Raw genomic sequence first — 26,210 nt, 5'->3', positions numbered from 1 at the left:
TAATCTATTTCTTTTAGATTATTCTAATGAATAATCTTTTTCTGGGGTATCAACACCCCAAAAATTAGTAGCTCTTAATATTTCTATAAATCTTCCGTCCATTTTACCACTTCCATAGGCATCAAGTATTTCTTGTTTTAGCTCAAAGAACTCCCCAAACCCATCGACAGGCTTTACGTTTTCTTGCTTTTCAATCTTGCTATTTTTAAGAACAAAATGAATAACTTTTCCATTTAAATATAAAGCAGTACAGGCTTTTGAATCACTTGAAATAACAAAACCTGCAAAGTTCTCGTTAACAAATCTTTTACCTTTTATTATTGATACAGGATCTGTTTTGTCAAAATAAGCTAATTTATTATCACTTGAAAGTCTTGCTATATTAGCTTTGAAGTCTGCTATCCTTGTATCGTTCACTCTGATTTTTTTACGTTGCTTTGAACTCTCTTTTAGGTATGTTTCATAATCTAAACTACCATTTTCATTCATACTCTCTAAAGTGTTGATATTTTTCTCAACTTCCTTTGTTTCAGAAGATATCTCACTGATTTTTTGTTTTATTTTTTTTATTTCTTCACTATTATCTTTCTTTGTTTTAGTTATCATTCCAAACATATTTGGAGTGGAAGAAAGAAAATCATCATACTTTATAGACTTGCTTTTACAACCTAAAACACGCCGCCCTTGGCATTTTAACATATAGTATAGGGTTCGCCCTTTTTTCGTGATTTTATCATCAGTTTCGAAATAGTATTTTTGCCCACAACCAGAACAGAATATTTTACCAGTAAATATATTTATTGACTTTCTACCAGAAGTTTTAGTGGTTTTTTTTGTTGCGGTCATTGACTGAACAACATCCCAATCGTCAATTGAAATAATTTGTGGATAGTAGTTTTTATATGTTTCACCTGTCTTTTTAATGTAAAGATCTCCGAGGACACATCGATTTTTGAGGAGGTGATTAATTTTTGCAGAGCTCCAAGAATTGGTAAAGTTCTTATGTCGCCTCTTTGCGACTTGTTCAATATTATTTTCATTGAATATTCTCGCAATGTCACCCATTGAAGTTCCTTCAATATACATTTCAAAGACATTTTGAACAATTTTGGCTTTATCATTAACGACAAAATCTCTTTTTTGTTTTGTTCCTATATTATCTATCCAACCAGGAAAAATACCCACATATTGTATAGGTTCGTCATTGTTTAATTGATCAATCTTCTTATCAAAACTTTTCAAGATACGTTCTGACTTTTTAGCACTTTCTTCGTTAGCTTGTGCCATTAACATTGACGAATACATAATTGTCATTAAGTCATTAAGACTGTCTTTTGTATAAGTCTTTTTATCCATTAAAGTAATAACATTCACATTAGCCTTAAGGATTTTTCTAAACACTTGGTAAGCTTCATCAATGCTCTGCCGTGAAAGGCGGTCTATTTGTTCAATACATAGGTAAGCAGATCCATCGGCTTCTATGACTCCCGCATCTAAAGCGTCTAAAAAGTCCCCTAATGAACCTTTTTCTATATGCTTTGCAGTGTATGCTGATACCCCTAAATCCTTTAATTCAAGGGTGTTATTGACTGTATAGCCGTTCTCTTTTGCATATTTTAATATGTCATCCATTTGCCGTTTGTAAGAACTACCACCAGATTGTTGCTCACTACTAAATCTAACATATGGGTAAATGATTTTATCCATTCTAAATCTCCTTAAACTATGCAAACCTAAACATAACATTTTTCCTGTTAATCATACATAAAATTACCGTGAACTTGGCTCCGGCAGATCTACCCAAGGAGGGAGGACGTTTTGATCTTCCTATTGCATTGGGAATTTTGGCCGCTTCGGAGCAAATCGCGACAGATAAGCTCAAAAACTACGAATTTGTTGGTGAGTTAGCACTATCTGGTGGTCTGAGACCTGTAAAAGGTGTGCTGCCTGCTGCGCTGGAAGCTAGTAAGATTCAACGCCATTTGGTCGTCCCACATGTGAATGGCGATCAGGCGGCGCTGGTGGGGAAGGAACAACATAAATCGGCCCAATCATTACTGGAAGTATGTGCCGAGCTTTGTGGTCAACATCGACTGAATCTTTTTCAAACGCCTAAGCGAAAAACGATCGAAAAACATGGTCGAGACTTACAAGATATTATTGGCCAACAACAAGGTAAGCGAGCACTGGAGATTGCTGCCGCTGGAAACCACAACTTACTTTTCCTTGGCCCGCCAGGTACTGGAAAAACGATGTTGGCTTCGCGTTTGTGTGACTTATTACCGGAAATGAGTGACGAAGAAGCAATGGAAACCGCTTCGGTGGCATCGTTGACTCAGAGTGAAATTAATGAGCATAACTGGAAGTCGCGTCCGTTTCGTTCTCCGCATCATTCAAGTTCAATGGCGGCATTAGTCGGCGGTGGTTCGGTACCCAGACCAGGGGAGATCTCTTTAGCCCACAACGGGTTATTGTTTCTCGATGAAATGCCCGAATTTGATCGTAAAGTTCTGGACTCGTTACGCGAACCGCTCGAATCTGGAGAGATCATTATCTCTCGAGCGCAAGGTAAAACACGCTTTCCGGCTCGTTTCCAATTAGTCGGAGCCTTGAACCCAAGCCCGACAGGATATTACGAAGGCAATCAAGCGCGCACCAATCCACAAGCTATTTTGCGCTACCTTGGTCGATTATCTGGACCACTGTTAGATCGCTTTGATATGTCTTTAGAAATCCCAGCTTTGCCCAAAGGGACATTAGCAGAAGGTGGTGATCGCGGTGAGCCGACTGCTATCGTAAAAGCGCGTGTGAGCCATGCGCGTAACAATATGCTAAACCGCAGTGGTAAGGTCAATGCACTGCTAGGTAGTCGAGAAATTGAGGCGTTTTGTCCCTTGCATAAGAGTGATGCTGAGTTTCTTGAAACCGCTTTGCATCGTTTAGGGCTCTCGATTCGTGCATATCATCGTATTATCAAAGTGGCGCGAACAATCGCCGATCTGGATGGGGCGGAGCAAATTGAACGAACGCACTTGGCCGAGGCGCTTGGGTATCGAGCGATGGACCGTTTGCTGAAACAGCTTACGGCGCAAGCGGTATAGACAGCAAAGTGTCATCGCAACAAGTGTTGTAAGCACCTTGTTGCGATGAAGGACGTTAGAAGGTGTAGTTGAGACCAAGCGACAATAGGTACTCTTTCTCCTCATAAAACGTGATATTCGAGTCAGTTTGGCTATAGCCGGCTAAAGAAATGAACGACCAGTCTTGCCAGTCAAATACGTTTTGATATTCGTAGGCCGCAAATAGGCTGATGGTGTCGTCATTTCGTGTTTTAGCAAAAGTTTGGCTAGCTGCTTGATAGTCTTTCCATGCATAACCCGCGGTGAGGGCCAATCGATGACGGTTGATAAATTTAAACCAGCTAATGTCAAATCCGTACGAATCAAATGACTCCGCCTTACCGTCGGCATCTTGATTGATGTAGGTGAAAGCGGGTTGCAACATAGATGTTTGGTTGAGTGGAATGCGATAGTCGCCTTTGACATAGTAAAGGTTAGCATCGCGAGCAAGTGAGCGGTCTGTCACTTCCTCCTGCTCGATGTCTTTATCAGCATAAGCAAGATCAAGGTTGAAGTTCTTATCAATCAACCCTTTGATCTGAAAGCGATACGCATTGCCGTCAACATCCGTCTCTTTACGTGCGGTTCCTACTTGATAAGGGTTGCGCCAAGTTTCGCCTTTGAGTACCGTCGGCAGATAGGAAACATCGAGCACGGTGCCAGATTGTAGCTCGTGTTGATAGCCCAACTGAAAAGCGAGTGTACCTACCGCGACATCTGAGCGTGTGGTACCGGCGTAAACTTGGTGGTTGAGTCGGCTACCAAAGGTGTATGTCACACTCCCTAGCGGTGCAGCGATAACGGAACTGTCACTATCGGCACGCTTATCGAGAGAATCGATGGTGTTACTATTTTCTGTATTGAAATTGGATTCTGATGATATGAATCCGGCATTCAGCGAAATTTCACCGCCAAAACCTGCGGTTTCAGCGAGTTGAGCCTGAGCAGAACTGACGACAAAGGCCAAAGGCAAGAGAAGTAGCCTTGGTTTCATTCGTTATCTCCTTGTTGTCGAATGAGTGGTGCACATATTGGTTGCGGTAACAAATCTGACCATTCCCACGCATGTTCCAATGTGGCAAAGGCGCAGTATAATTACACGCTGTTTTATTTTTCACACATTATCACTGTTGTTTGACTATCATGTTGGCATATTTGTTATTTTTTTTTAACGCTTCTTTTGTGATTCTCAATTCTGCGGTTTGTTCACTCGCAATTTGTGTTATCGCTGTATTTAAAATATTGCTTCCTGGCGTAAAGCTAAAAGCACTAGCGACCGCTTGTGCCAATAAGGTGATGTGGTTATGGGCTACCGTTAATGCGTGCATTCTGGCGGTATCTAACCGTGTTGAGTGGGATGTTCAGGGCGGTGAAGCGCTTAAAAAAGACGGGTGGTATCTGCTGATCAGTAACCATCTCAGTTGGACAGATATTGTTGTGCTTTGCTGCGTGTTTAAAGACCGTATTCCCATGCCGAAGTTTTTCCTCAAGCAACAACTGCTGTATGTGCCTTTCATCGGGATGGCGTGTTGGGCGCTCGATATGCCATTTATGCGTCGCTATTCGCGAGAGTATCTGATCCGCAACCCTCATAAGCGAGGTCAAGATTTAGAAACGACACGTCGCTCGTGCGCTAAATTCAAACACACTCCAACCACAGTGGTTAACTATGTCGAAGGAACCCGATTTACCGAAGAAAAGCAGCGTAAGAGTAAAGCAAACTATCAATATTTGCTGCAACCAAAGTCGGGCGGGATTGCGTACACGTTAGCGGCGATGGGGGAGCAGTTCGAGAGCATTATCGACGTTACGTTGGCGTACCCAGAAAATACGCATAAACCGTTCAAGGATTTATTGATGGGCCGCATGAGCAAGGTGGTTGTGCGTGTAAATGTGTTACCCGTTGATGAAAGAGTGCTTGGTGATTACTTCAACGATAAGCCCTATAAGCGACAATTTCAGCAATGGTTGGGGGATGTGTGGCAAGAAAAAGATCGGTTGCTACAAGAGATTTACAAATAAACAAAAGGGGAGCGACGTGTTCCCCTTTTGATTGATATCGATGTGCTTATTTTAGTGTCAGCAAGTAGTTCACCAGAGAGAAGTACTCATCCATCGTTTTGATGCTTTGTGCTTGAACTAGGTATTTGTTGTTAACGATAACCGCAGGAACGCCGGTTAGACCGCTGTTTTCAAATTGCTTGTCCATACGGCGAACCATTGAATCAACCGCGAAGCCTTTGAATGCAGAATCGAATTTTTTCGCGTCTACACCTTCATCAAGGAAGATTTGACGAAGTTCTTCATCATTACGTGGCGCCTTCTTTAGATTGTGGATGCGGTTAAACATCACTGGCACCATTTTGTCTTCCACTTTTAATGCAACCATCGTTGCGTAGGCTTTGCTCATTGATGGGCCCATGTTGCCACCCATGAAAGAAACGTGGTTTTTTAATAGCTTAGTACCTTCTGGCAACTGCTTTTTCAGTTGCTGGATAACCGGTTCAAAGCTATTACAGTGCGGGCAGTAGAAAGAGAAAAACTCCGTCACAAGAGGTTTTTTTGATGCCTCAAGATCCAATACTTTGTAATGTTCACCTTCTTTGAATTGCGCTGCATGTGCCGACAGGCTTAACATCAGCATAGAAAACAGTGCGAACAGTTTTTTCATCGAAATATCTCCATTTTTGAATTTTTGGCCTGACTTACCATTGAGGCATTAAAGACAGCGGTGCTTCTTCTAAAGCGGCGATCTGCTCTTTAAATGCAAGGACCTGACCTTCCCAGTATTTTGGCTCATTAAACCATGGAAAAGCGAGAGGAAATGCAGGGTCATGCCAACGTTTTGCTAGCCATGCCATATAGTGCACCATTCGTAGACCGCGAAGTGGCTCGATTAGTTTCAATTCTGCAGGATTAAAGTCGCAAAACTCTTGGTAAGCCTCTAAAACAATATCCAACTGCATCAGTTTGTCTTGGCGTTCACCGTTCAATAGCATCCATAAGTCTTGTACTGCAGGGCCGTTACGAGCGTCATCCAAATCAACAAACATAGGGCCATCTCGCCACAAAATATTGCCTGGGTGGCAATCACCATGCAAACGAATCATATTGAAGCCTTCGTGCCAGTGGCTTTCAATTGATTTGATCAGCATATCCAAGTCATTGAAGAAGCTGTTCTCCAAGTGCATTGGAATCATATTGGCGTTTTGCAGAATCTCTCTTGGTTGATACAGGTATTCTTGTAAGCCGATCGTAGGACGATGTTGGAAGGCTTGGCGGCTGCCGACTTTATGGATTCGGCCAAGGAAACGCCCTACACCTTCGAGCTGATCTAAATTGTCAACCTCGTATTGGCGACCACCCACGCTATCAAACAGCGCAAAAGCATAGCCTTGATAGTGATGCAGGGTTTCACCGTTGATGCGCACAGGTGGTGCGACGGGGATCTCATTGCTAATCAGCTCTAAAGTAAAGTCGTGCTCCTCTTGGATCTGTTCATTGCTCCAACGTTCAGGACGGTAAAACTTGACGACATAACGACGACGCTCTTCGTCAGTAAATTGATAAACACGGTTTTCGTAGCTATTGAGGGGAAGAAAGCCTGATTCTGCGCGAACGCCGATGCTTTCTAACGCGTACCACATAAAGTCTGGGGTAAGGGCGTCAAAGTTAAACATACTTTGGGACATATAAACAAAAAGGCTCATTACTGAGCCTTTTTCCGTTAGTCACTGAAGTAGCACTATAGTTTTTTAATAAAACGGCTTTCTACTTCAATGGTGAATTCGTTGCTCTTATCGGTGAGTATAAACTGAATTGTCGTAATCGCAGAGTTTAGCTTGTCAGGATCGGCACCAAGACTCATTGGCAGGTTTAATACCTCACCTGGCTGGACCTGAATTGTCTGCTTACCATACCAGCTTACATCGGATAGCCCTTCAACATCCAACGAGTACTCTTGCACTTGCTGAGTTTTGTTGATCACTTTGAGGGTGTAGGTGTTTTCTACTTCTCCCGAGCTATTAACGCGGAACAGTTGGTTACGGTCGCGAATAACACTCATGCCGGCTGGGTCTACCGCTGCAATTTGGGCAAAGAAAAGACCGACCATGACGAGTAGTACGGCACCATAGCCTAGCAGCTTCGGACGCATGACTTTGGTACTCTTACCCGATAAGCGATGTTCGGTGGTGTAACTAATTAGGCCTTTCTCGTAGCCCATGCGATCCATGGTGTTGTCACACGCATCAATACAGGCGCCACAGTTGATACATTCATACTGCAAGCCGTCACGAATATCGATACCTGTTGGGCACACCTGCACACACAAATCACAATCAATACAATCACCCAAACCAAGCTGCTTTGGATCGGCTTTACGCGGACGTGGGCCACGTTTTTCCCCACGTTTTGCATCGTAGCCAACGATGAAGGTGTCTTTATCAAACATGGCAGACTGGAAGCGCGCGTAAGGACACATGTGAATACACATGATGGAACGCATCCAACCAGCATTACCATAAGTACAAATGGCAAAGAACATTACCCAAAAGACGGGCCAGAAGTTGGCGTTAAAGGTGAAAAAGTCGATAACCAATTGCTTCATTGGCACGAAGTAGCCAACAAAAGTAAAACCAGTGGCGAGTGCAATGGCAAACCAAGCTATATGTTTGACGGTTTTACGCATCGCTAAATTCGCCGTCAGCTTATTGGAGTCTTGTTTGCGGCGTTTATTGGCACTACCTTCCAGCTTCTCTTCAAACCAGATATACATGAAGGTCCAGACGGTTTGTGGGCAGAGATAGCCACACCAAACCCGACCCAAGAAGGTGGTAATAAAGAACAACCCAAACGCCGCGATCACAAACAGCAAGGCGAGTAGGGTAAGATCTTGTGGGTACAGGGTGGTACCGAAAAAGTTGAACTGCTGGTTGCCAATATCAAGCAAGATCGCTTGACGTTCACCGTAAGGAATCCACGGTATCAAAGCGAAGAGAAGCAGTAAGAACCAACCACCGTAACGACGCAGTTTCTGGTAAGTCCCTTTGCTTTCGCGTACATAGATGCGATTACTTGGGTTGAACCGATCCCCGTTTCCTTTATGGGTTTTGGGATTATAGGTTTTAGGAGTCACATCTTTGATATCGATCTTGTCCTGACTCATGCACTCATCCTTCTTAGGCTTTTATAATGTACGGCGTCATTTCTATTGATGTCGCTCGATGACATTGCTGCTCGTTCCGTCATAAAGATGACCGAACATAATTATTTTAGTAAATACTGATGAACGGCGATTATACAATCAATAACAATTCCGTTTCTTTAACGCAGTCAATGTTTAACAACAAAAATCAGTACAGTTAACCTGATAATTGGCTGAACAGTTATAACCAATTGTGGGACTAAAAACTTTGGTTATAAAAAAGCGACTCACAGAGAGAGTCGCTTAAAGAATACTGGCTGTTGAGCTAGTTATTTGATGATGCCACGAGCGCGTAGGATCGCCGTTTTAAAATCGTCCTCTTGGTCTTTTTTGAGTCCAGGGATCATTTCATCTTTGCTGCTATTACGCATTTTAAGGTGGTAGATCAGTACATCGTCGGTCAGATCTTCTAGCTTTCCTTTATAGCCTGCTTCTTTTGCCAGCTTAACGATGAACTGCAAGAGGTTCAGCTCTTGATCTTTATGCCATTCAGGCTCTAGTAGCTCAAGCAGCTCTTCAATGCGATGACACTTCATTTCTTTCTCCACAGAATTTATAGGTGTAATTAGCAGTAAAGGTACCAAATTGCTTTGCTAAGACCAAATAGGAAAAACGATCTCTTTCACTGTAGTTTGTTCTAAGTCTTTGAAGCTTTATGAGTCGCGTGCAAAGAAAAAAGCGCAGCTGGCGCCGCGCTTTTGATTAAGCTGCTTTGATAACTTTGGCCGGAACACTCGACATCATTGCTGTCTTCTCAACCAATGTCATTGCTGGCGCAACTTGCTTTGCCTTTGGTGCAGTAGTAAAGCCACTGCGGCGGCGCATTGCACTAGTATTAGTGTGTGCGAACCTGACTGTTGTTGGGCGCATTAATTTACCTAACTGTCAGGCATATCCATTGCCGATGTAATGGCCTGAATCATTATGAGCTAGGCTCCAACAAGATTGAAGAATCACTCTTCTGGCTCTCGCCAATCCAGTTAATGAGTCAGGAATACCGATATGCATGCATATCAAGTGTAAGATTAGCATCCTTGTAATAATTGGTCGATAGTTGAGCAATTGAATTGTTTAGATTTTGTCATTTTGTCGCGATGTTCGAGGCAATTTTTGTTTGCTCCCACGATCAGCAGTAGTAGTATGAGATCTCGATGAAGGAGGTGCCTATGTCATTTTTGAAGAAGACACTTGCCAGTTTTGGGATTGGGAGCGCGAAGGTCGACTCAATCTTAAACCAAGACGTGCTATACCCAGGTCAAAGTGTGGATGTGTCGATCCATGTATATGGTGGTGCGACTGAACAAGCGATCGACAACATTGATTTAAAACTCTGTTGCCGCTACATCGCAGAAGCCCCTGATGACCGTGGTGCGCGAGAAGGACACAGCATGCGCCGAGTACCTCAAACTCATGTGCTTGCTAAGTGGAGTCTCCCTTACGCATTTACCATCCATTCCGGCGAAGAGCGTACCTTCGATGTTAAGCTCGATGTGCCTTGGAACACGCCTGTCACCATTGGTGATGCCAAAGTATGGTTAGAAACTGGCTTAGACGTTGCTGCTGCTTTGGATCCGACTGATAAAGACATCCTCACCGTCCGACCTGATCCACTGATGGATGCGGTACTATCTGCATTTGAAGCGCAAGGTTTACGAATTCGCCAGGTGGAATGCGAGGAAGTGAAAGGATTCGATCTACCATTTGTGCAAGAGTTTGAACTGGTGCCAACCGACGGACCTTACCACGGCGTGTGGCGCGAATTAGAATTTGTTGCCCACCGCAGTGAGCAAGAGCTCAAGTTGTGGTTTGAAGTTGACCGCACACGCAAGGGGCAAGGTGGCATGCTCGCGAGCTTACTGGGTAGTGGCAAACTCAAGCGAGAGCTGACCATCCCTGCCACGACTAAGCCAGATCAAGTTGGCGAACTGGTACTCAATTATCTCGATCAAACTACTGCCGTTCATGAGTCTTAATTTAAGCTTACACGTGTAAGCCTAATGTGCCATACTAGAGCAAATTTCAAACTCTAGTATAGGCGCATTGATGTCCGAGCTGCAGAAACCTCAATACAGTCAACGTGAAGAACTGGCCAATACCATCACCCACGGTATAGGGATGATTTTTGGTATTGTTGGCTTGATACTGCTGTTAGTTAAAGCCATAGACCATCAAGCTGACACTTTAACGCTTACCAGTATGGCGATTTATGGTGCGAGTATTATCGTGCTATTTTTGGCCTCGACGCTCTATCATGCGATCCCTCATCCCAAAGCGAAACGTTGGCTAAAAACCTTCGACCACTGTGCTATTTATCTTTTGATAGCAGGCAGCTATACCCCTTTCTTGTTAGTCAGCTTAAGAACACCTCTAGCATTTGGGTTGATGATCGTTATTTGGAGCATTGCGTTGATCGGCATCATCATGAAAGTTGCGTTCGTCTATCGATTTAAAAAGCTTTCTTTGATGACGTATTTGGTGATGGGATGGTTATCGTTGATTGTGATTTATCAGTTGGCGATCAACTTGGATGTCGGCGGACTTACACTGCTTGCCGCTGGTGGAATTGTGTATTCACTGGGCGTGATTTTCTACGTTGCGAAGCGCATTCCCTTTAACCATGCGATTTGGCACGGCTTTGTTTTGGCTGGCTGCGTGTGCCATTTCTTTGCTATTTATTACTTTGTTGAGCCTATCTAGCCGATAGGCTCAACAAAGAATATTAAACACGTATTAGCGAGTTTTTACCTCTAGCACTTTGGCAGAAAACTGGTATTGCTGTGATTGCGGTACAGCCAGTTTTATGCTCTTACCTTGCTCCGCTTGCTGAGGTCGCAGGTAGGTATCCGCCATGCGCTTGATGGATTGCCAAACAGTCACGTTTTCTTTTGCCAGTTGCTGACCAGACATATCAAACACTTGCACCTCAACTTCCACTTGAATGACAGATTGAGAGCTTTGGTTAGTGATTGATGTAGGTAAAACAAGCTCACCGCTTTGATAGCTTGCTGAACCAATCAATACATCCACACCTGAATCTGATAGCTGCATGGTTGGCTTTTTGGCGTTTACCACCACGGTCGTGCCAACGGTTTTCGTTATCACTGGGATTGTCGCAATCGCAGGAGCTGCGATTGTTTCAACTACGCTTGCTGTTGTTTGTGTCTCCGTCGCTTGCTGCGCCGTTTTTTTCATGACGTATTCCCAGGTAAAGTCATCGTTCAACTTCACTTCTCGACCATCGGCTAAAGTGATGACCTCGGCGGCGTATGTGGATGAGGCGGCAAGTAGGGTCGCCAGAGTAATCCATGTTTTCATTGTTATACCTTTTAATTAGAGTCTGCTTAGCGGCGCCAAAACGCAGGAAAGAACAGTACAAGAATAGTCAGAATTTCCAAGCGGCCCATTAACATCCCAAAGCTTAAGAGCCATTTGGCAGTATCGGGCAGAGGCGCGAAGTTGCCTGTCGGGCCAATCACACTACCCATACCAGGGCCAACATTGGCAACGGCGGTGATTGAGCCAGAAATACTGGTCACAGGGTCGAGGCCAAGAGCACTTAAACAACCCGCGATAAAGATAATGGTGATAAAAAACATCAAGCCAAATGCCACCACTGAGCGAACAATATCATCATTCACCGGTCGCTGGTTATAACGCTGTACAAACACCCCTGAAGGGTGAATCAACTTCATCATTTGTTTGTTTAGCAGCGTCATCGCAATTTGGAAGCGGAAGATTTTGATCCCGCCAGACGTTGATCCTGAGCATGCTCCCGCCATCATTAAGAATGCGAAAAGAGTTGTGGGTAATGCGCCCCATGCGGTGAAGTCTTCTAAGCCAAAGCCAGTTGTGGTGACGACAGAGACAATATTAAACATCGACACTCGCAGGGCATCCAAAATGGTGTACCCATCTCGAATCACTAACCAAGCTGAAATCACTAAGCTTGAGAATACGAACAGGTACGCAAATCCTCTAACTTGAGCGTCGTTAACCAACACATCAATACGGCGTTTACGTAACGCGGCGATAAAGAGCAAAAATGGCAAACCACCTAAGAACATAAAGGTAGTGGCCACCCAATGTGCGCCATTAGAGAAGTGGTTCATTGACCCATCAGATGTAGAGTATCCACCTGTCGATAGCGTAGTAAAGGCATGGTTGATTGCTTCGAACAGGTTCATGCCGGTGACCAAGTAGCCCAAAATACATAAGCCCGTTAGCATCAAATAAACCGCTACGATGTTTTTGGCGACCGTTTTCGCTCTTGGACTACTTTTATCCGACCAATCTGATGATTCGGTTTGGAATAGCTTCATACCACCGACATTCAGCATAGGTAACACTGCTACCGCCATCACGATAAAACCAATGCCACCAAGCCACTGTAAAATAGAGCGCCATAGCAAGATGCTCGGCGCCATGTTGTCTAGGCCACTGAGCACCGTTGAGCCCGTCGTGGTGATACCCGACATCGTTTCGAAGTAGGCGTCGGTGAAGCTGATGTGGTTGATAAACACAAATGGCAAGGCGGCAAACGCACTCGCGATGGTCCAAACCAAACTGGTGATGAGGAACATATCGCGTACGCTGAGTTTGAACTTGGCGGTTCGACCTATCGTTAGGCAGATGAAGGCGGCAAGGTGCGTGATCACAACGGCTTGGGCGAAATCGAGGAATCCCCCCGTACCGGTAAAGAAAGCGACCAAAGTCGGCACGTACATAAACAGGGCCAGTTTGGATAAAACCAGCCCGATAACAAACAGTACGGGACGTAAGTTGACCATAGGAAAATCCTAGAGGAAAAATGGACTCGGTTGGAATAGCGCTTCGACGTCTGATACGTATTTTTTGTTGACCAGGAACATCACCACATGATCATCCTGCTCGATGACCGTACGGTCGTGGGCAATAAGAACTTCTTCGCCACGAACGATAGCACCAATGGTGGTCCCAGGTGGAAGCTTTATATCTCCAATCGCACGTCCAACCACTTTAGATGTACTTTCATCACCGTGAGCGACGGCTTCAATCGCTTCCGCAGCGCCGCGGCGAAGTGAGGATACGTTTACGATATCAGCGCGACGAACGTGCGTTAGCAAGGCTGAAATAGTGGCTTGCTGAGGTGAGATTGCTACATCAATTACGCCGCCTTGTACCAGGTCTACATAAGCGCCACGTTGGATCAGCACCATCACTTTTTTAGCGCCCATGCGTTTTGCCAACATTGCAGACATGATGTTGGTTTCATCTTCGTTGGTCAGCGCGATGAAGACGTCGACTTGGTCGATGTTCTCTTCCGAGAGAAGCTCTTGGTCTGCCGCATCACCGCAGAACACGATGGTGTTTTCTAGTTGCTCAGAGAGCTTTTCTGCACGCTGGTAGTTACGCTCAATCAGCTTCACGCTGTAAGTTTGCTCTAGGCGTTTTGCCAAGCTTGCGCCGATGTTACCCCCGCCAACAATCATGATGCGGCGGTACGGTTTTTCTAGGCGCTGAAGCTCACTCATCACTGAGCGAATATGATTACTTGCTGCAACGAAGAACACTTCATCGTCGGCTTCAATAATCGTGGTGCCTTGTGGGCGAATCGGGCGACCCTGGCGGAAAATAGCTGCCACACGGGTATCAATGTGCGGCATGTGCTCACGCAAAGCAGATAGCGCATTACCCACCAACGGGCCACCATAGTAGGCTTTCACCGCCACTAGGCTGACTTTCTGTTCAGCAAAGCTCACCACTTGCAGCGCACCTGGGTATTGGATCAGACGTTCGATGTAGCTCGTAACGAGTTCTTCTGGTGCGATAAGGTGATCAACAGGAATAGCGCCAGATTTAAACAGGGCTTCTTTTTCTGCCAAGTATTCTGGAGAGCGAATACGCGCAACGCGGTTTGGGGTATTGAATAGAGTGAACGCGACCTGACAGGCGGCCATGTTGGTTTCATCAGTGTTGGTTACTGCGACGAGCATATCGGCGTCTTGCGCGCCAGCTTCGTGTAGCACGTCTGGATGGCTCGCATGGCCATTGACCACACGTAGGTCGTATTTGTCCTGCAATTCACGCAGTCGGTCGGCATTATTGTCGACGATGGTGATGTCGTTGTTTTCACCCACTAGGTTTTCTGCCAGTGTGCCGCCAACCTGACCTGCACCAAGAATAATGATCTTCATACTCTTTTCTCGTATCTGAAAAAGGCGATTGAAATCACTTCAATCGCCCTATTTAGCATGCTGTTACGCGTGTGTCTTAGTTAGCACTGCGTAGTAGAAACCATCCATATCTTCTTCGCCTGGTAGAATTTGACGACCAGGCTGGTCGGGATCAGAATCCAGCAGTTGCGCATCCGCGGTACGTGCTAAAAACGCTTTTACTTGCTCCACGTTTTCTTGCGGTGTGATTGAACAAGTCGCGTAAACCATGGTGCCGCCGGGCTTCAGTTGCGTCCACATGGCATCAAAAATTTCACTTTGCAGCTCTGCTAATGCGGCGATGTCGTCTGCACGACGTAGCCATTTGATGTCTGGGTGACGACGAATCACGCCAGTCGCAGAACATGGGGCATCCAGCAAAATGCGATCAAATTGCTCGCCTTGCCACCATTCTTGTGGATTACGCGCATCACCGCAAACCACTTTTGCCTGAAGGTTGAGACGCTTCAGGTTTTCATGCACACGTTTCAAGCGTGTGTCGTCGCAGTCAATCGCGACCACTTCACTGCCCGACGTGCGCTCTAGAATGTGCGCAGTCTTGCCACCTGGCGCAGCACAGCAATCTAAAATCCGTTCGCCGTCTTGTGGTTTTAGGTAGTTGATCGAAAGCTGCGCCGCCGCATCTTGTACCGAAACCCAACCTTTATCAAAACCAGGTAGCTTCATCACGTCACATGGTGCGGCCAATTTTATGGCGTCCATTGCTTCTGTGTGTGGCGTGCTATCAATGTTTTCATTTTTGAGCAGCGCAAGGTATTCATCACGAGTGTGGTGTTGATGGTTCACACGCAGCCACATTGGTGCTTTTTGGTTGTTCGCTTCAACAATACTTTCCCATTGCTTTGGGTAGGCCTCTTGCAGCAGTTTTAGTAACCAGCTTGGGTGACCGTACTTGCCAGCGTTGTTGCTGACGGCCATTTGGTCGAGTTCTTCTTGGTTGCGCTGGTAGTTACGCAATACCGCGTTAATCAAACCACGCAGACGAGGACCTTTCAGCTCTTTAGTGCCTTCAACCGTTTCACCGACTGCTGCGTGCGCAGGAATACGCATGAAGCTCAGTTGGTAAATACCAACCAGAATTAGGTGATGGAATACACGTTGTTTGCCTTTTAGCGGCTTATCCATCAATTGGTTTGCGATCATTTCTAGGCGAGGTAGGTAACGTAGCGCACCGTAACAGATCTCTTGTAGCAGAGCATGGTCACGAGGTCGTACCGTTTGTTGAGCCGCTGGAAGAGCGCTTGAAAGTGAGTGGCCCTTGTCGACGACAAGATACAGGACGTTAGCAGCCGCAGCGCGAACATTCATGATGAGTACCTTAAAGTAAAGGAGGGCATCTCTGCCCTCTAAAAGTTCGTATTATTGGGGATGATAACCCCTAGTATGGCTTAAACCAGCAGAGTGCCAACTTCAAACCAAGCCGCACGCGAATTCAGAATATCCTGAACTGACATGGCTTTTTTGCCAGGAACTTGCAGTTGCTCTAGCACCAGTACGCCGTTGCCTGTCGCAACATAAATACCGGTTTTATCTGCTTGTACGATGGTGCCGGCTGGCTTGTCACTGGTTTGCTCTGCCACACGGCTTTGCCATACTTTGATGCTGTTTTCTGCCGCCTCAAAGTGGCTCATTGGCCATGGGTTAAATGCACGAACGCAGCGCTCAATGTGCGCCGCATCGTCGTTCCAGTTGATGCGTGCTTCTTCTTTGCTGAGTTTTTTCGCATAGTTCGCTAGCTCATCGTCTTGCTTCACTGGCACTGCTTTACCCGCAGCAATGTCTGCTAGGCAGTCAATCAGAGCTTCTGGACCAAGCTCAGCCAATTTTTCATACATTGAAGCGCTGGTATCTGTCGCTTCGATTGGCAGAGTTGCAATCTTCAGCATATCACCAGTGTCGAGACCGATGTCCATCTGCATGATGGTCACGCCAGTTTCTGCATCGCCCGCCCAAATAGAGCGTTGGATTGGAGCCGCACCACGCCAACGAGGTAGGATAGAACCATGTACGTTGATACAACCAAGTTTAGGGGTATCAAGAACCGCTTGTGGCAGCAGCATACCGTACGCCACGACAACCATGAGGTCGGCGTTCAGATCGGCAAGTTCTTGTTTCGCTTCGTCGGACTTAAAGCTTTCAGGTTGGTAAACCGGGATATTGTGTTCTAGCGCCAGTTGTTTTACCGGTGGCGCAGCCAATTTTTTGCCACGACCCGCTGGACGATCTGGGTTTGTGTAAACCGCGATGACTTCATGCTCCGAAGACAACAACGCCGCCAAGTGACGGGCGGCGAAATCCGGAGTACCTGCAAAGACAATTCGTAAAGACTGACTCAAGGTAGACTTCCTTCTAATTGGTATGGTTCGAGATTAAGCGTTTTGCTGCTTCTCGTTAAAGCGTTTGATTTTCGCTAGCTTGTCCTGAATGCGTTTGCGTTTCAGTGGTGATAGGTAATCCACGAATAGCTTACCTTGTAGGTGATCAAGCTCGTGTTGAACACAAATCGCTAGCAGGTCGTCGGCTTCAAAGGTGAACTCTTTGCCATCACGATCCAGTGCTTTAACGGTAACTTCTGCAGCGCGAGGCACAAGTGCGCGCGCACCTGGTACCGACAGACAGCCTTCTTCGATGCCATCTTCGCCACGCTTTTCCAGAATCTCAGGGTTGATTAGCACCATCGGCTCATCGCGAGTTTCTGAAATATCAATCACTACGATACGTTTGTGGATATCAACCTGCGTTGCAGCAAGGCCAATACCTTCTTCGTCGTACATGGTTTCAATCATGTCATCGACGATTTTTTGAATCTCAGGTGTCACCGCTTCAACAGGCTTTGCGACTGTGCGCAGGCGATCATCCGGGAATGTTAATACTTGTAATACAGACATATTCACTCGAAATATTGAACTGTGCCGAAACAGCACAAACCTTGTTGGCTCAATTCTAGACATTTTATAGCCTAAATGACAGCATCCTTGCACCAATTTCCATTCTGGTTCCTGCTTAATAGACCAAGGACGAGGGTCATGAATCGAATTTTCCGCAACGTTGCCAGTGTTACGTTGCCGTTACTTTTCTCTTTCAACGCTGTAGCAAATGTGGATGCGAACCCACTGACTGTTAAAGATGATGCGCCACATACATATGTAGTTGTGAAGGGCGATACGCTATGGGATATTTCGGCCATGTACTTGGATAGCCCGTGGTTGTGGCCTCGTTTATGGCAAGTAAACCCGGAAATCGATAACCCTCATTTAATTTATCCCGGAGACAAGCTGTCTTTGGTGTGGATTAACGGTCAGCCCGTGTTGAGCCTAAAACCGGTTAAGAAGCTGAGCCCGAAAGCTCGCATCACAGAAAAGAAAGCCGTACCAACGGTCGCGGAAGGTTTGGTGATGCCTTACCTTAAATCGGATCGGTTGCTAGATAAAGATTCGTTGAACAGAGCAGCAAAAGTGATGGGTAGCAGCAAGGGCAGTAAGTATCTGACTGCAGAAGATGTGCTGTATATCAATGGCAATCAGACCGCGACAGGTTGGGCTATTTACCGACCAGTAGCTACCTTTTCGCGTGACGATGTGTCCGAAGAGATTACCGCGCTGCGTTTGATTGCCAAAGGCGAGCTCGTTGAAGCTTCGACTGATTACTCAGGTTTGAAGCTTACATCGCAAATGCAAGAAATCCTACGTAACGATATCGCGTTGCCAAATCAATCGGTTGAGAATACTGACTTCACGACTACGTTCTATCCGCTGCCGTCGCCACAAGGCAGTTCTGCAAAGTTGCTAGGTAATATCGAAGGTATTCGCTTTAGTTCAACTAACCAAGTCGTGGTGATTGATAAAGGCACGTCAGACAATCTCAAGCAAGGCAGTGTGTTTGATTTAAAAGAAGACGCGCACCCAGTTTACAAAGACGGCGATGAGTTCAAGAAAGAGTTTGGCGTGCTTGATAAGAAAATTACTTTGCCTCAAAGCAAAGTTGGTGAGTTGCTGGTCATTCGTCCTTATGAGTACTTTAGCTTGGCACTGATCACTAACAGTACGAAACCCATTAACCAAGATATTTCGGTGGTGTCACCGTTGGCGGACGAATTAACCATCGATGAATCGACGAAATAACGATGATCTCGCTGCCTGGTTAAAACTGAGTTGTTTGCCAGGCATTGGCGGCGTCAAAATGAATAAGCTACTGGCAAGAGACACGCCACGTAACATCGTAAACTTCTCTCCTGAACAGCTACAACAACTTGGGTTAACAACTAAGCAAATTCAAGCTTGGGCTTCAACAGATAAAGAAGTCGATGCTTGTTTAAGCTGGCTTGAGGCTTCTACAAATCATCATATCCTGACACTGACTGACCCGTGTTATCCACCTCAGCTCAAACAAATCGTTGCACCGCCACCTCTACTTTTTGTTCAAGGAAACCCTACTTGTCTTTCTCAGCCACAAATCGCGATGGTTGGAAGTCGAAATGCGAGTATTGATGGATTACAGCATGCACGTCAGTTTGCTGCAGAGTTTGTTCAGCACGATTTTATTGTCACCAGTGGTCTCGCTTTAGGCATTGATGGTCATGCGCATGATGGTGCGTTGCAAGCGGGTGGTAAGACGATTGCGGTGCTAGGATCTGGCTTAGAAAATATTTATCCGGCACGTCATCGTGGTTTAGCGCAACGTGCTATTGAACATGGGGCTTTGGTGTCTGAGTCTCGGCCTAATGCCAAGCCGCGCCCAGAAAACTTCCCGCGTCGTAATCGTATTATTAGTGGATTATCGCTTGGTGTACTGGTCGTCGAGGCGGCGAAAAAGAGCGGCTCGTTAATTACAGCTCGTTACGCGCTTGAGCAAGGTCGAGAAGTATTTGCGCTGCCAGCGTCAATCAATGCCCCCAATGCCTGCGGTGGAAACCAGTTGATACGTCATGGCGCTTGCCTCGTAGAAAAGACGAAAGATGTCTTAGATGAAATACAGTCCTTGCTTGATTGGTCTATTAATCAGAGTACCGATTTATTTTCTACGTTAAATGATGAAGAAGAATTGCCATTTCCTCAGCTGTTAGCTAACGTAGGAAGTGAAGCTACACCGGTTGATATTCTTGCAAACAGGACCAATATACCTGTCCAAGAAGTCATGATGCAGCTCTTAGAGTTAGAACTCTCTGGGCATGTCGTTGCGGTTTCAGGTGGCTATATTCGAAAGGGGAGGGGCTAGCTATGATGATGGATATACTGATGTATCTATTCGAAACCTACATCCATAGCGATGCAGAGTTACAGGTCGAACAAGACGAGTTGGAAGAAGAGTTGCTTCGTGCAGGCTTCCAACAAAAAGATATCTACAAAGCCCTTGTCTGGTTAGAAGAGCTTGCCGCATTGCAGCAAAGTGACACCTCTTCTGCAATCTCGACTTGCATGGCTTCGTCATCAACTCGTATCTACACAGCGAAAGAGATGCAGCGTTTAGATTTGGAATGCCGAGGTTTTCTATTGTTTCTCGAGCAAATCAATGTGTTAACCACAGAAACTCGCGAAATGGTGATTGACCGAGTGATGGGATTAGAAACGAGTGAGTTTGAGCTTGAAGATCTCAAATGGATCATTCTGATGGTGCTGTTTAATGTGCCTGGCAACGAAAACGCTTACACGCTAATGGAAGAGCTGTTGTACACCAAGGAACAAGGGATTCTTCACTAACCATCTGGGCAAGTTCGAGTTTAACTAGAATAAACGCGAGCTTGTCTTTTTGTGTGTTTTTCACGAAACGGTAAGTATGAGTAGTAAAATCGACAACACCCTTTTCTCTGCCCATGAACACGCTTTGGAACACGAGCCGTGTCCAAAATGTGGTGGTGAGCTGACTCTCAAGCACGGAAAACATGGCCCATTTCTCGGCTGTAACCATTACCCAAGCTGTGATTACATTAAACCGCTACACAGCAATGATGGTCACATCGTGAAAGAGTTGGGTGTGCCTTGTCCTGAGTGTGGCAATGAGTTGGTTCTCCGCCAAGGGCGCTACGGTATGTTCGTTGGTTGTAGCCATTACCCGGCTTGTCATCATATTGAGTCGATTAATCAACCAGAGCCAGAGGCGCAGTCACAAGAGCAACACGCTTGCCCTGAATGTGGCAAAGGACATTTGGTTGAGCGTAAAACCCGATTTGGCAAAACATTCTACGCGTGTGACAACTACCCTAAATGCAAATTTGCTGTGAACCTTGCTCCGGTCAAGGGGCGATGCGAAGAATGTGGTTTTACTTTGTTGGTGGAGAAGAAACTCGCCAGTGGTGTGAAATTGCAATGTGCCAACCGTAAGTGCCAGCACACCCAACAAGGGTAAATACATCAAAGGAATTAAAAAGGGTCGCATCGTGCGACCCTTTTTTTATTTTTTTGCTGCCAAACGTTAGTGTTGAGGCTGTTTAGCGAACGCTTGCACGGCTGGGAAAGCTATTGGGTCTAAGATGTCTGCCAGAGCGCACAACCTACGGTGCAATTCTCCTGGGTAGTCGCCACACACGTTGATGTGTCCCATCTTGCGACCTGCACGTTTCTCTTTGCCATACCAATGAATGTGGCAACCATCCATTAATAACAATGCTTCTGGTAGTGTGTCTTCACCAAGAATATTAATCATTGAGGTTTCACGAACCAATTTCGTACTGCCTAATGGTAAGCCGCACACTGCGCGCAGATGGTTTTCAAACTGACACGTTTCTGCACCTTGCTGTGTCCAGTGACCAGAGTTGTGCACGCGTGGAGCAATCTCATTCACTAAAAGTGCCCCATCGACATCAAAGAACTCAAGCGCTAATACGCCAACGTAATCTAGGCTATCTGCGACTGCCGTGAACATTTGCTTTGCTTGTTCCTGTAACCCTGGCGCATCAATCGCAGTAGAAAGACTCAATACACCGTTGGTGTGGACGTTCTCTGCCAGAGGATACACTTCCACACTGCCATCTTTGCTTCGAGCACCAACCAGTGATACTTCGCGGTTAAAAGGAACAAACTCTTCAGCAACAATCGCTTGAGTTGGTGTTGCCGCGATGCACTCCGACATCTCAGTCCAAATGTCGTCGACTTGAGAAGCTTCTTTTAAGCGCCATTGGCCTTTACCATCGTAACCACCTAATGCACTTTTCAGAACCATTGGCATACCAACGTGTTCAATTGCGCGGTCAAAGTCTTCACGAGTTTCAATGACGTAGTATTTCGCGTTGCGCACGCCGGCATCATCAAGCAGTGCTTTTTCAATACGGCGATCACCACCTGCTTTGATGGCTTGCGTACTTGGTAGGAACTTGCCGCTCGCTTCGCAAACCTTGAGCACGTCATGTGGAATATGCTCGAACTCGGCAGTAATCACATCAACTTGCGTAATCGCATTTTCCAAGCCATGGCCAAGTACCTGTTGAGTTAAAGGGTGAACGACATCACCGCTGCTGACATCGTAAGCTGAAATTTGAATATTCAGTGGCGCACCAGCCAGAGACATCATACGAGCCAACTGACCCGCACCAAGAACCAGTACATGCATCTGATTAATCCTCTGCAGGGTTTGGATTTGCGAGAACTGTTTCCGTTTGCTCATTACGGAATGCTTCTACCTTCGCCATGATGTTTTCATCATGAGTGCCTAGGATTTGCGCAGCTAGGATACCGGCGTTTGCTGCGCCCGCTTCGCCAATCGCCAATGTACCAACCGCAATTCCCTTTGGCATCTGTACAATAGAAAGCAGTGAATCCATACCTTTCAGTGCACGAGACTGAACGGGAACCCCAAGCACTGGCAAACTAGTAAACGCCGCCGCCATACCTGGTAGGTGGGCTGCACCACCTGCGCCTGCGATGATAACTTTGATGCCGCGTTCTTTTGCGCCACTAGCGTAGTCAGCCAGTAATTGAGGAGTTCGGTGTGCTGACACGACTTTTGTTTCGTAAGGCACGCCAAATTGATCTAGCATGTCCGCTGCTAGTTTCATGGTTGGCCAATCGGATTTAGAACCCATGATGATACCGACTTTCATCTCAAACTCCTTTAAGCTGCAAAAATTAGGTGAGCTATAAATTTGTGCGCATTATACGGGGATTTTTATCTCAAGCAAACGTTTGCTTCTTGTTGTTGGCGCTATTGATACATTTTATAAAAAAATTGCTTTAGTGTCTGAGAATGAATATTTGTACACTTAGTGAAAACAACACAGTCAAACAAATAGGAAGTAATCGGTGGATAACTTTGAACAAGTGCTCAACGCACTCAAGCAAGGCGAAGTGATTGCCTATCCAACAGAAGGGGTTTTTGGTGTCGGATGTGATCCAGATAACCCAGAAGCAATTCAAAAGCTATTAGAGCTCAAGCAGCGTCCGGTAGAAAAAGGGCTGATTCTCATCGCGGCAAGTTATGATCAGCTCTTGCCTTATATTGATGAATCTCAGTTGACTGAAGAACAATTACAGACTGTTCATGCCACTTGGCCAGGCCCATACACTTGGATCATGCCAGCGAGCGATAAAGTATCCAACTGGGTTTCAGGGCAGTTTGATTCAATTGCGGTTCGTGTGACTGATCATCCTTTGGTGCAAAAAATATGTAATGCATTCGGAAAGCCGTTAACCTCTACCAGCGCGAATCTTTCCGGCTTACCACCGTGTATGACCACGGAAGAAGTCGAAGAGCAGTTGGGTGATAAGCTGGTCGCCATTCTTCGTGGCGAGACCAGCGGTCGTGATAAACCCAGCGAGATTCGTGACGCCAAAACTTCACAAATATTAAGACAGGGTTAACCCTGCTAACCAGCCATCATTAGGTTTCACGTAATAGGTAATAACGTATGTCAGCGATCGATAAGCACGCCGTAAAGCAGTTCTTGATGTCACTTCAGGACTCCATTTGTCAGCAGTTAGAACAAGAAGATGGAAAGGCCGTCTTTGTCGAGGATGCATGGCATCGTGAACCGGGCGAACGTCTTGGTGGCGGTGGGCGCTCACGTGTTATGCGTGATGGCCTTGTTTTCGAGCAGGGAGGCGTGAACTTCTCGCATGTGGAAGGGAAAGAAATGCCAGCATCTGCGACAGCGCATCGTCCAGAGCTAGCGGGTCGTCGTTTTGAAGCGATGGGTGTTTCTTTGGTTATTCACCCTAAAAACCCTTATGTACCGACTTCACACGCCAATGTTCGCTTCTTTATTGCAGAAAAAGATGGCGAAGACCCAATTTGGTGGTTTGGTGGTGGTTTTGACCTAACGCCGTTCTATCCATTTGAAGAAGATTGCCAATCATGGCACGATACTGCAAAACTGCTTTGTGCGCCATTTGGTGACGATGTTTACCAAGAGCATAAAGCATGGTGTGACAAATACTTCTTCCTACCACATCGTAATGAAACTCGCGGTGTTGGCGGTTTGTTCTTTGATGATCTAAACCAGTGGGAATTTGATAAGTGTTTTGCTTACATCAAAGCAGTCGGTGAAGGCTATTGCCAGGCTTACTTGCCGATCGTTTCTCGTCGTAAAGAGTTCAAGTATGGTGAGCGTGAGCGTGAATTCCAACTATATCGTCGCGGCCGTTACGTAGAGTTCAACTTAGTGTATGACCGTGGCACCTTATTTGGTTTACAAAGTGGTGGGCGTACTGAGTCGATTCTGATGTCAATGCCGCCGCTCGCTCGCTGGGAGTACTGCTACGAGCCAGAAGCGGGATCGCCAGAAGCTGAACTTTACGAGCGATACCTAACGCCCCGAGAGTGGTAAGCACGGAATCTCCTTTTCTATATAGATAGATAGTGATAGGGTCATCTGTAATCAGGTGGCCCTGTTTTCTCTATATCTAAGTAAGGAGCAAAGGTAAGGAAATGACCCAGCAAATCGATCGCTATGCCGTGTTTGGTAATCCTATCGGACACAGTAAGTCGCCATTCATTCACACCTTGTTTGCTCGTCAAACTAATCAATCTTTGGTGTACACCGCAGAAAGTGCACCTGTTGATGGTTTTATTGACGCGGCGAAGGTGTTTTTTGCTGAAGGTGGCAAGGGGTGCAACATCACTATGCCATTTAAAGAAGATGCTTATCAATTTGCTAGTCGATTGACAGAACGGGCTCAGTTAGCAGGCGCGGTAAATACCCTCAAGAAGTTAGACGATGGTGAAATCATCGGTGACAACACTGATGGTGCAGGTTTAGTGCAAGATCTGCTTCAGCATCAGGTTGTATTGGAAGGCGCGCGAATCCTAATTATTGGCGCTGGTGGTGCAGCTCGTGGTGTTATTAAGCCACTACTTGATCAAAAGCCGACCTCTTTAACCATTACCAACCGTACCTTTAGTAAAGCACAGGAGCTTGCAGAGCTGTTTGTCTCTCACGGTCCTATCCTCGCCAAAGAGATAGCAAGTATTGATGAAGAGTATGATGTCATCATTAACTCCACATCCGCTTCTCTTAGTGGTGAACTGCCGACTATTTCATCCTCCATCTTTGCCGCTAACAGTACAAGCTATGACATGATTTATGGCAAAGGGGTGACGAGCTTTAACTTATGGGCAAAAGAGAATGGTGCCGCTCATGCGTATGACGGTCTTGGAATGTTAGTTGGGCAGGCTGCGGAAAGCTTTATGCTCTGGCGTGGCTTACGTCCTGGTGCCAAACAAATTCTCAGAGAACTAAGAAAGAACCTTGAAGGTCAATAAGCGATGAATCAATCCATCTTATTCCCAGATATTCAATCATGGGATGAAGTATCACAATCGGTAAACTTTTCGGCGCAACAATCAGGCGCACTAATAGAGTGCTTTGTGACGAAACAAAAGTTAGAAAAGCTCAGTGGTTCACTGATTGAAACTGAGCAAGCGGCAATTAAAGTGTTTACTGATTACCGATTCGACCTAGAAGAAATGGCTGAAGAGCTAATAGAAGATGAAGCCTTCAACGAAGAAGGCCATATCATCATCGGTTAACAGGGCTTTAGTTCAAGTCTTTTACTTCATTTAAGTAGTCGTTTTTGTTCTGCACATAGTTGTTGGCAGACTTTTGCAAGAAAGCTCGTTCTTTTTCTGATAGAGGGCGAGCTTGTTTTACTGGGCTTCCAACATATAAGTAGCCACTTTCTAATACTTTCCCAGGTGGCACTAAACTGCCTGCTCCGATCATCACCTCTGACTCAATTACAACAGCATCTAAAACAATAGCTCCCATACCAACCAAAACACGATCGTGGATCTCACAACCGTGCAGCATCACTTTGTGGCCAATCGTAACGTCATTACCAATAATCAATGGGTAGCCGTTTGGGTTTTCGGCGTTCTTATGGGTGACATGCAAAACACTGCCATCTTGAATATTCGTTCGATCACCAATGTGAATGTGGTTTACATCGCCTCGCGCTGCTACCAATGGCCAAATGCTAGAATCATCGCCAATTCGGATATCACCGACTAAAACAGAGGTTGGGTCAACGTAAACACGCTCACCAAGTTCAGGCTTTATACCTTTGTAGCTTCTCATTGAGCTCATCTTTTTTCCTTATTCAGGGCGATTACAGGGTGTATGGAGGTAGAATAGTAGTGAAAACTCGCCTTTTAGAATAAAAAACACCCAAACGATAAAAAAATCAAAAAAAACGAGAAAAAGGGCTTGCCAATGTGATCGCAATCTCTATAATGCCACCTCGCTGA

The 26,210-nt window shown here is 45.8% G+C and carries 27 protein-coding genes and 1 pseudogene; 12 read left to right on the top strand and 16 right to left on the bottom strand.

What is annotated here, in order from left to right:
• Nucleotides 1–18: 18 nt before the first annotated feature.
• Nucleotides 19–1,707 carry a recombinase family protein gene (locus tag R8N49_RS18245; protein WP_318190037.1) on the bottom strand — a complete coding sequence of 563 codons (1,689 nt, stop codon included), beginning with the start codon at nucleotides 1,705–1,707 and terminating at the stop codon, nucleotides 19–21.
• Nucleotides 1,708–1,766: 59 nt separating this feature from the next.
• On the opposite strand from R8N49_RS18245, the pseudogene R8N49_RS18240 reads away from it, so the two are divergent.
• A pseudogene (locus R8N49_RS18240) lies at nucleotides 1,767–3,101 on the top strand (YifB family Mg chelatase-like AAA ATPase); the annotation flags it as partial.
• 55 nt (nucleotides 3,102–3,156) lie between these two features.
• Here the strand turns inward: R8N49_RS18240 and R8N49_RS18235 are convergent.
• On the bottom strand, nucleotides 3,157–4,113 hold the full coding sequence (locus R8N49_RS18235) for a DUF2860 domain-containing protein (RefSeq protein ID WP_005379034.1): 957 nt from the start codon (nucleotides 4,111–4,113) through the stop codon (nucleotides 3,157–3,159).
• Between the two features lie 149 nt (nucleotides 4,114–4,262).
• On the opposite strand from R8N49_RS18235, the gene R8N49_RS18230 reads away from it, so the two are divergent.
• The gene (locus R8N49_RS18230; protein WP_064376860.1) at nucleotides 4,263–5,141 is read left to right on the top strand and encodes an acyltransferase; all 879 of its coding nucleotides are present in this window, start codon (nucleotides 4,263–4,265) and stop codon (nucleotides 5,139–5,141) included.
• A gap of 46 nt (nucleotides 5,142–5,187) precedes the next feature.
• On the opposite strand, the gene R8N49_RS18225 is transcribed toward R8N49_RS18230, so the two are convergent.
• From R8N49_RS18225 to R8N49_RS18205, 5 genes are all read right to left on the bottom strand, one after another.
• A complete protein-coding gene (locus R8N49_RS18225; protein WP_005379036.1) occupies nucleotides 5,188–5,790 on the bottom strand; it encodes a thiol:disulfide interchange protein DsbA/DsbL in 603 nt (200 codons plus the stop codon).
• A gap of 34 nt (nucleotides 5,791–5,824) precedes the next feature.
• Entirely contained in the window at nucleotides 5,825–6,811 is a 987-nt protein-coding gene (locus R8N49_RS18220; protein WP_186585056.1) for a serine/threonine protein kinase, read from the bottom strand.
• Nucleotides 6,812–6,864: 53 nt separating this feature from the next.
• Nucleotides 6,865–8,286 carry a cytochrome c oxidase accessory protein CcoG gene (ccoG, locus tag R8N49_RS18215; protein WP_033906581.1) on the bottom strand — a complete coding sequence of 474 codons (1,422 nt, stop codon included), beginning with the start codon at nucleotides 8,284–8,286 and terminating at the stop codon, nucleotides 6,865–6,867.
• Nucleotides 8,287–8,594: 308 nt separating this feature from the next.
• The gene (locus R8N49_RS18210) at nucleotides 8,595–8,861 is read right to left on the bottom strand and encodes a YihD family protein (protein ID WP_005379040.1); all 267 of its coding nucleotides are present in this window, start codon (nucleotides 8,859–8,861) and stop codon (nucleotides 8,595–8,597) included.
• Between the two features lie 166 nt (nucleotides 8,862–9,027).
• The gene (locus R8N49_RS18205) at nucleotides 9,028–9,195 is read right to left on the bottom strand and encodes a hypothetical protein (protein ID WP_005379043.1); all 168 of its coding nucleotides are present in this window, start codon (nucleotides 9,193–9,195) and stop codon (nucleotides 9,028–9,030) included.
• A gap of 296 nt (nucleotides 9,196–9,491) precedes the next feature.
• Between R8N49_RS18205 and R8N49_RS18200 the strand changes: the two genes are divergently transcribed.
• Both R8N49_RS18200 and trhA read left to right on the top strand, forming a co-directional pair.
• Complete coding sequence (locus R8N49_RS18200) at nucleotides 9,492–10,298, top strand: sporulation protein (RefSeq protein WP_005379045.1); 807 nt, start codon at nucleotides 9,492–9,494, stop codon at nucleotides 10,296–10,298.
• 70 nt (nucleotides 10,299–10,368) lie between these two features.
• Nucleotides 10,369–11,022 carry a PAQR family membrane homeostasis protein TrhA gene (trhA, locus tag R8N49_RS18195; protein WP_005379047.1) on the top strand — a complete coding sequence of 218 codons (654 nt, stop codon included), beginning with the start codon at nucleotides 10,369–10,371 and terminating at the stop codon, nucleotides 11,020–11,022.
• Nucleotides 11,023–11,055: 33 nt separating this feature from the next.
• Here the strand turns inward: trhA and R8N49_RS18190 are convergent, their stop codons facing one another.
• From R8N49_RS18190 to def, 6 genes are all read right to left on the bottom strand, one after another.
• Nucleotides 11,056–11,640, bottom strand: a complete 585-nt coding sequence (locus R8N49_RS18190) for a DUF3157 family protein (protein WP_017821574.1) — start codon at nucleotides 11,638–11,640, stop codon at nucleotides 11,056–11,058.
• Between the two features lie 26 nt (nucleotides 11,641–11,666).
• On the bottom strand, nucleotides 11,667–13,112 hold the full coding sequence (locus R8N49_RS18185) for a TrkH family potassium uptake protein (protein ID WP_005386656.1): 1,446 nt from the start codon (nucleotides 13,110–13,112) through the stop codon (nucleotides 11,667–11,669).
• A 9-nt stretch (nucleotides 13,113–13,121) separates the two neighbouring features.
• Nucleotides 13,122–14,498: a Trk system potassium transporter TrkA gene (gene trkA, locus R8N49_RS18180; protein ID WP_005379062.1), complete on the bottom strand. Its 1,377-nt coding sequence runs from the start codon at nucleotides 14,496–14,498 to the stop codon at nucleotides 13,122–13,124.
• Nucleotides 14,499–14,561: 63 nt separating this feature from the next.
• Entirely contained in the window at nucleotides 14,562–15,845 is a 1,284-nt protein-coding gene (gene rsmB / locus R8N49_RS18175; protein WP_086047108.1) for a 16S rRNA (cytosine(967)-C(5))-methyltransferase RsmB, read from the bottom strand.
• Between the two features lie 80 nt (nucleotides 15,846–15,925).
• Nucleotides 15,926–16,873 (bottom strand): methionyl-tRNA formyltransferase, encoded by a 948-nt coding sequence (gene fmt / locus R8N49_RS18170; protein WP_005461453.1) that lies wholly within the window; start codon nucleotides 16,871–16,873, stop codon nucleotides 15,926–15,928.
• A 33-nt stretch (nucleotides 16,874–16,906) separates the two neighbouring features.
• Nucleotides 16,907–17,425, bottom strand: a complete 519-nt coding sequence (gene def / locus R8N49_RS18165) for a peptide deformylase (protein ID WP_005379068.1) — start codon at nucleotides 17,423–17,425, stop codon at nucleotides 16,907–16,909.
• A 138-nt stretch (nucleotides 17,426–17,563) separates the two neighbouring features.
• On the opposite strand from def, the gene R8N49_RS18160 reads away from it, so the two are divergent.
• From R8N49_RS18160 to R8N49_RS18145, 4 genes are all read left to right on the top strand, one after another.
• Nucleotides 17,564–18,658 (top strand): LysM peptidoglycan-binding domain-containing protein, encoded by a 1,095-nt coding sequence (locus R8N49_RS18160; protein ID WP_186584572.1) that lies wholly within the window; start codon nucleotides 17,564–17,566, stop codon nucleotides 18,656–18,658.
• Complete coding sequence (gene dprA, locus R8N49_RS18155) at nucleotides 18,642–19,751, top strand: DNA-processing protein DprA (RefSeq protein ID WP_186584570.1); 1,110 nt, start codon at nucleotides 18,642–18,644, stop codon at nucleotides 19,749–19,751. Before R8N49_RS18160 ends, dprA begins: the two co-directional genes overlap by 17 nt.
• A gap of 2 nt (nucleotides 19,752–19,753) precedes the next feature.
• The gene (locus R8N49_RS18150; RefSeq protein WP_005379074.1) at nucleotides 19,754–20,233 is read left to right on the top strand and encodes a DUF494 family protein; all 480 of its coding nucleotides are present in this window, start codon (nucleotides 19,754–19,756) and stop codon (nucleotides 20,231–20,233) included.
• Between the two features lie 76 nt (nucleotides 20,234–20,309).
• Nucleotides 20,310–20,879, top strand: a complete 570-nt coding sequence (locus tag R8N49_RS18145; protein WP_017821580.1) for a type I DNA topoisomerase — start codon at nucleotides 20,310–20,312, stop codon at nucleotides 20,877–20,879.
• A gap of 66 nt (nucleotides 20,880–20,945) precedes the next feature.
• Here the strand turns inward: R8N49_RS18145 and R8N49_RS18140 are convergent, their stop codons facing one another.
• Complete coding sequence (locus R8N49_RS18140; protein ID WP_186584568.1) at nucleotides 20,946–22,079, bottom strand: 5-(carboxyamino)imidazole ribonucleotide synthase; 1,134 nt, start codon at nucleotides 22,077–22,079, stop codon at nucleotides 20,946–20,948.
• Nucleotides 22,080–22,083: 4 nt separating this feature from the next.
• A complete protein-coding gene (purE, locus tag R8N49_RS18135) occupies nucleotides 22,084–22,569 on the bottom strand; it encodes a 5-(carboxyamino)imidazole ribonucleotide mutase (RefSeq protein ID WP_005379082.1) in 486 nt (161 codons plus the stop codon).
• A 199-nt stretch (nucleotides 22,570–22,768) separates the two neighbouring features.
• Here purE and R8N49_RS18130 point away from each other — a divergent pair, with 199 nt between their 5' ends.
• From R8N49_RS18130 to R8N49_RS18115, 4 genes are all read left to right on the top strand, one after another.
• Entirely contained in the window at nucleotides 22,769–23,326 is a 558-nt protein-coding gene (locus tag R8N49_RS18130) for an L-threonylcarbamoyladenylate synthase (protein WP_186584566.1), read from the top strand.
• A gap of 47 nt (nucleotides 23,327–23,373) precedes the next feature.
• The gene (gene hemF, locus R8N49_RS18125; RefSeq protein WP_005379086.1) at nucleotides 23,374–24,291 is read left to right on the top strand and encodes an oxygen-dependent coproporphyrinogen oxidase; all 918 of its coding nucleotides are present in this window, start codon (nucleotides 23,374–23,376) and stop codon (nucleotides 24,289–24,291) included.
• A 101-nt stretch (nucleotides 24,292–24,392) separates the two neighbouring features.
• Nucleotides 24,393–25,226, top strand: coding sequence for a shikimate dehydrogenase (gene aroE / locus R8N49_RS18120; protein WP_005379088.1), 834 nt, complete (start codon nucleotides 24,393–24,395; stop codon nucleotides 25,224–25,226).
• Nucleotides 25,227–25,229: 3 nt separating this feature from the next.
• The gene (locus tag R8N49_RS18115; protein ID WP_005379090.1) at nucleotides 25,230–25,493 is read left to right on the top strand and encodes a DUF1488 domain-containing protein; all 264 of its coding nucleotides are present in this window, start codon (nucleotides 25,230–25,232) and stop codon (nucleotides 25,491–25,493) included.
• A 7-nt stretch (nucleotides 25,494–25,500) separates the two neighbouring features.
• Here R8N49_RS18115 and R8N49_RS18110 read toward each other — a convergent pair whose 3' ends face one another.
• Nucleotides 25,501–26,049, bottom strand: a complete 549-nt coding sequence (locus tag R8N49_RS18110) for a gamma carbonic anhydrase family protein (protein WP_005379096.1) — start codon at nucleotides 26,047–26,049, stop codon at nucleotides 25,501–25,503.
• Nucleotides 26,050–26,210: the final 161 nt, after the last annotated feature.

The organism is Vibrio sp. 1978, assembly GCF_033344345.1.
This window is presented reverse-complemented; position numbering and strand designations above follow the sequence as displayed.